Source organism: Candidatus Buchananbacteria bacterium CG10_big_fil_rev_8_21_14_0_10_42_9 (assembly GCA_002773845.1).
GTDB lineage: Bacteria > Patescibacteriota > Patescibacteriia > Buchananbacterales > 21-14-0-10-42-9 > 21-14-0-10-42-9.
In genome coordinates this window covers 856-6,514 of the sequence record PEZZ01000002.1, presented here as the reverse complement: position 1 = coordinate 6,514, position 5,659 = coordinate 856, and the positions used below count along the sequence as shown (strand labels likewise).

General features: G+C 42.8%; 6 protein-coding genes and 1 pseudogene (1 of these 7 cut by a window edge). 1 reads left to right on the top strand and 6 read right to left on the bottom strand.

Features of this window, described 5'->3' with window-relative positions:
• From dnaJ to COT81_00175, 6 genes and pseudogenes are all read right to left on the bottom strand, one after another.
• Positions 1-575 (bottom strand): annotated as a pseudogene (dnaJ, locus tag COT81_00200) (molecular chaperone DnaJ); it reaches 478 nt to the left of the window's first position.
• A 1-nt stretch (position 576) separates the two neighbouring features.
• Complete coding sequence (locus COT81_00195) at positions 577-858, bottom strand: excinuclease ABC subunit C (GenBank protein ID PIS05616.1); 282 nt, start codon at positions 856-858, stop codon at positions 577-579.
• A gap of 26 nt (positions 859-884) precedes the next feature.
• Complete coding sequence (locus COT81_00190; protein PIS05570.1) at positions 885-1,868, bottom strand: sodium:proton exchanger; 984 nt, start codon at positions 1,866-1,868, stop codon at positions 885-887.
• Between the two features lie 57 nt (positions 1,869-1,925).
• A complete protein-coding gene (locus COT81_00185) occupies positions 1,926-3,857 on the bottom strand; it encodes a molecular chaperone DnaK (protein ID PIS05569.1) in 1,932 nt (643 codons plus the stop codon).
• A gap of 97 nt (positions 3,858-3,954) precedes the next feature.
• On the bottom strand, positions 3,955-4,443 hold the full coding sequence (gene grpE, locus COT81_00180; protein ID PIS05568.1) for a nucleotide exchange factor GrpE: 489 nt from the start codon (positions 4,441-4,443) through the stop codon (positions 3,955-3,957).
• Between the two features lie 3 nt (positions 4,444-4,446).
• Positions 4,447-5,112 (bottom strand): hypothetical protein, encoded by a 666-nt coding sequence (locus COT81_00175; GenBank protein ID PIS05567.1) that lies wholly within the window; start codon positions 5,110-5,112, stop codon positions 4,447-4,449.
• A 161-nt stretch (positions 5,113-5,273) separates the two neighbouring features.
• On the opposite strand from COT81_00175, the gene COT81_00170 reads away from it, so the two are divergent.
• A complete protein-coding gene (locus COT81_00170) occupies positions 5,274-5,474 on the top strand; it encodes a hypothetical protein (GenBank protein PIS05566.1) in 201 nt (66 codons plus the stop codon).
• The last annotated feature ends 185 nt before the right edge of the window (positions 5,475-5,659 follow it).

Here is a 5,659-nt window from a genome sequence, read left to right as displayed (position 1 = left end):
TTACCGCGGCAGGCAGTACAAACTGAAGGCATCCGAATGCCAAACCCAACATTGCGATATTCTTGGCCGGAACCGCCGCAAGTTTTACACGTATCAATTTTACTGCCAGGTTCAGCTCCATTGCCTTTACATTTATCACATACTTGGTCGCGAGAAATTTTAATGGTTTTTTCAGCTCCAAAAACCGCATCTCGAAACGGAATATCTAAATCAATTTGCATATCACGCCCCTGACGAGCACGAGTACGCGCCCGGCCCCCGCCAAAAACTTCCCCAAATATATCGCCTAAATCAAATTCAAACCCTTGGCCACCGCCGCCAAAACCCTGAAAACCACTAAAGCCGCCAAAGCCCGGCCCGGCACCTTCAAAGGTTTGGCCAAACTGATCGTATTGTTGGCGCTTAGTGTCATCTGATAAAACCCGGTATGCCTCGTTGATCTCTTTAAACTTCGCCTCGTCGCCGCCGGCTTTATCCGGATGATATTGGTGCGCGAGCTTGCGGTATGCTTTTTTTAGTTCGTCTTTGGACACACCTTTGTCTACACCGAGTATTTTGTAATAATCTTTAGCCATTTTACCCAGTAGAAGAATTTCGAATATTCTTCATATAAAAATAATCTTTGAGTCTTATCTTTAACAAACGGCGACCCTGGGTTGTTTTTAAATATTTTTCTCTCCTGGTGGCATCTTTTCTACTCAAACATGCTTCGTAATAAATCAGCTCACACGGACGATTCTCTTTTGTTGATTTATTTCTACCTTGATTATGCTCTTTGATTCTATTCTTTAAATCAGAAGTAAAACCACTGTACAAAATTTTGTTCTTCTTGCTTTGAATTATATAGTTATAAAACATAATCATTTCGAAATTTCTCTACTGGGTTAATTTCTTACAAAAAGAAAAGTTAAGTATAAAAAGTACAGCACCAGCAAACTAATCCCTTCTACCCGGCTTATTTTTCTATCAGTGAAGCTAAAAAACATTAATATTCCAGACAAGGCAAACATTAAGCCGACATCAAATAACAATTTTGAACTATAGACAATGGGGGTGATTGAAGCGGCAGAGCCCAAAACAAACAAGGTGTTAAAGACATTACTGCCAACCACGTTACCGATGGCTAAATTTGGCTCCTTTTCTCTAACCGCCTTGATGGTGGTAACAAGTTCAGGCAATGAGGTCCCCAAAGAAAAAGCAAATAAACCAACAACTGCATCTGAAATTCCAAGCAGCCCAGCTAAATTAACGCCGCCGTGAACCACCAACTGCCCAGCCAAAGCCAAACCAATAACGCCGATTAAAAATGCGCCGATAGCGCGTAATGGTTTGCGATTTTTAGCGATATCGGCATATTCACCTTTCAACCGTCTTTCTTCAATAAAACTTTCGCCTGAGCGCAAAGCCTCATTAATTAAGTAATATAAAAAAATGCTAAAAAAGGCGATCAAAATTAATCCGTCTGAGCGAAAAAGGGTAAGCAACGCTTCACCGGAAAAAAATCCCCGCGTCACCATCAAAAACATCACTAGTGAAGCTAAAATTAAAAAAGGGATTTCACGGGAAATTACTTTTGAATCAACCGAAAGCGGTAAAATTATCGCTGCCACGCCCAAAATTAAAGCCACGTTTGAAATGTTACTCCCAATCACGTTACCAATAGCCGCGTTGCCAAAACCGCTAAATGACGAAAATACAGTGACAATCCATTCCGGCGCGCTTGTGCCAAAAGCCACTATCGTAAGCCCAATTATAATGCTTGGGATACCAAACGTCTTGGCCAAACTGCTACTGCCAGAAACTAACCAATCAGCGCTTTTAATCAATAAAATAAAGCCGCCTAAAAGTAATGATAAGTTTAATAGCATAAAACAGTATTATTGTAACACAGAATAAAGTCCCCTCGAGCATTGAGGGGACTTAGATTATTTACTCTCTTTGTTGCCGTCTTGGCCTTCTTCCTTTTTAACCTCCTCAAACTCCCCTTCGACCGGCCCGGCCTCGTCTTTGGCTTGATCTTCTGATTTATCCTTGGCTTGAGCTTGGGCGCCTTGTTGCTCTTGCTTATACATCGCTTCCCCTAATTTTTGAGCGGCCTGGGACAATTCTTCTGATGCTTTTTTAATCGCGTCTAAATCGTCTTTGTCTGTCACTTTTTTAAGCGCTTCTAGCTTCTCTTCAATCGCTTTTTTGTCGTCGGCGGATATTTTGTCTCCTGCATCTTTCAAAGCTTTTTCAGTAGTAAACACTAAAGTGTCAGCTAAATTCTTAGTTTCAACTAATTCTTTCTTCTTGGCATCCTCGCCAGCGTGCTCTTCGGCATCTTTTTTCATTTTCTCAATTTCATCTTTGGATAGACCGGAAGAGGCAGTAATAGTAATTTTTTGTTCCTTACTCGTACCTTTATCTTTGGCGGATACATTTAGTATGCCATTGGCGTCGATGTCAAAACTGACCTCAACTTGTGGCACGCCGCGGGGAGCTGGCGGAATACCGTCAAGAATAAACCGGCCAAGAGTTTTGTTATCAGCTGCCATTGGCCGTTCTCCCTGAAGTACATGCACTTCCACCGACGGTTGATTATCCGCCGCCGTAGAAAAAATTTGGCTTTTGCTCGCGGGGATAGTAGTATTACGTTCAATTAAAGGTGTAGCTACTCCTCCCAGTGTTTCAATCCCTAAAGTTAATGGTGTTACATCCAACAATAAAACATCCTTAACGTCTCCTTGCAATACTCCCGCTTGCACCGCCGCGCCAAGAGCCACGACTTCATCTGGATTAACGCTTAAGTTCGGCTTTTTGCCAAAAAACTTTTCAACTGTTTGGTTAACTAATGGCATGCGGGTCATTCCCCCGACCATGACTATTTCTTCAATGTCTTTGGCTTCCAACTTAGCGTCTTTAAGAGCTTGCTTCACTGGCGACATAGTTTTTTCAACTAAATCACCGACTAACTCTTCTAGCTTAGCCCGGGTCAATTTCAAGGTTAAGTGCTTGGGGCCGCTGGCGTCTGAGGTAATAAACGGTTGGTTAATTTCAGTTTCTTGAGCGGTCGATAATTCAATTTTAGCTTTTTCAGCCGCCTCTTTAATGCGTTGCAATGACAAATTATCTTTAGATAAATCAATTCCTGAATCTTTTTTAAACTCCTCAATAATCCAATCAATTATGCGGCCGTCAAAGTCATCGCCGCCTAAATGAGTGTCGCCGCTGGTTGATTTAACTTCCACGGTATCTTCTGAGACATCAAGTACTGAAACATCAAACGTACCGCCGCCAAGGTCATAAACCAAAATTTGCTGGCCCTTCTTTTTATCAAAACCATACGCTAAAGCCGCGGCGGTTGGCTCATTAATAATTCGTTTAACTTTCAATCCCGCGATTTCACCAGCGTCTTTAGTCGCTTGACGTTGCGAATCATCAAAGTAGGCCGGCACGGTAATTACCGCCTCATCAATTTTTTCGCCTAATTTTTCTTCAGCGTCAGCTTTAAGCTTTTGTAAAATCATAGCTGAAATTTCTTGAGGGGTATGTTCTTTATCGCCCATTTTCACTTTCACGCCTTCACCAGACTTTACAATCTTATACGGCATGGTTTTAACGTCTCTTTGGACCTCCTCGTCTTCCCAGCGTCGGCCTATCAAGCGCTTGATAGAAAAAAGGGTATTAGCCGGATTGGTAACGGCTTGACGCTTTGCTAATAACCCAGCTAAACGCTCATTTGTTTTTGATAATGCGACCATTGAAGGTGTAGTACGGTTACCTTCTTTGTTTTCAATAATTTTTGGCTGGCCGCCTTCCATCACCGCCATGGCGGAGTTGGTGGTGCCTAAATCTATACCTAATATTTTTCCCATAGTGTTTCTTATGCTTTAGTGTTATTTATTATTTGTTCCCGATTGTCATTGCCACGCTCCCCGAGTCAGACTCGGTTCGCTCGCAATGACACTGTGGTTATTTTTTATGTACCCCAACTTTTACTTTAGCGACTTGAATCACTTGGCCATGCATTTTATATCCTGGTTTTACTTCTTCTACTACCAAACCGTCATGCTGTTCGTCGGTAGCTACCTGTTCTACGGCCTCATGAACTTCTGGGTTAAATTTTTCTCCGACTGTTAAAATTTCATGCACGGCCGCGTTTTCCAAAATACTTTTCAACTGCTTTAGAATGTGACGAATGCCAATCACCCAATCCTCGGCTTCTTGGTGGTGCGGTATATGCCCCACCGCCATTTTAAAATTGTCATAAACGCTTAGAAGCTCTTCAATAATCTCACGTTGGGCAAATTTAATCGTTTGACTTTTCTCTTTAACAACTTGTTTTTGTAAATTTTGATAATCCGCCTGCGCCCGCTTCCAACCGTCTAAATACTCATTACACTTGGCTTCCAATTCCTGAACTTTATTTGGCTTTGGTTTAGCTTCAGTTTTTTTGCTCATAAATTAAAAACGATATAGAATTTGCCGAGCGTAATCCAGCAACGCCATGTTACGGGCATAATCCATACGCATTGGGCCAAGCATGCCAATTACCCGGTCATGATGCCTTAGCCCCCGGCCAAGCAGCAAGGTTAAATCACGGCTTAAGGGATTTTTTGATCCCAGCATAATTTGTAGCTGTTCATCTAACATACTATCAACTGACCGAACCATATCTTCAATATGGTCTAGCGCCTCGCTTAACTCAGAGACAGTTTCGTGTTCAAAAAATTCAGGCTGTGAAAAAACATTAGCAATGCCAGTGATATAAACATAATTGTCATCAAGTGCTAAAAAAACAGCGTTAGCCGAGCGGCTAGCCAAATACCGAGCCAACTCTTTTGGATTTTCAGCGTTGTCTAAATTAGTCGCTTCTGATTTAGTTACCGATTTAGGCGTTAAATTTTGAATATAATATTGGTAGCCTTTCTCGGTTGGCGCTCGGCCGGCCGATGTGTGCGGTTGGGCAATGTAGCCAGAATCTTCTAAATCCGCCATTGCGTTTCTAATTGTCGCCGGGGAAATATTAAATTTACCTGATTCGGCCAGGTACTTTGAACCAACAGGCTTGGCAGTCCGGATATATTCTTCAATAATGAGCTTTAAAATTTTAGCTGTTCGTTCGTTCATAAATGCTTAGCACTCTCAATCATAGAGTGCTAATTAGTATAATCATCTCTTATTTTTGTGTCAAGAGCATAATTGACACCACCCTTTTTTAGTGCTATTAATGATAAGCTCAATTGTTGAGCAGCGTGGAGGGGCTAATCGCCTCTCAATGGGGGGTTACAATGCAAGGAAGGCTATTTCATCGTTCCGACGTTTTCTGGGGAGCCGTGATCTGGATCCTAGCTGGCATCACAGTAGTGGCATTCTGGGTCGCAGTGTGGAAAGCAGTCGGACTGCAGGCCTTAATTTTGGGCCTGCTTATGACGACAGGATTGTTCCTGTTTGAATTTTGGCAAGCGCCCAACTTGCCATGGCACCGCTAACCGCCAAACTCGGCAAAGGAGATGAGGCGCATGCTACCAAGGTCTAAGATTGACGGAGACTGGACGCTGTTCGGCCAAATCCGTCATGTCGTCCGGCACTGGATGGCCAAACTCCAAGTTTGGAACCTGTGCCGAAGAACGCGCCATGTGCGGCGCTAAACACACGGCACTCATGTGTCGTCAAC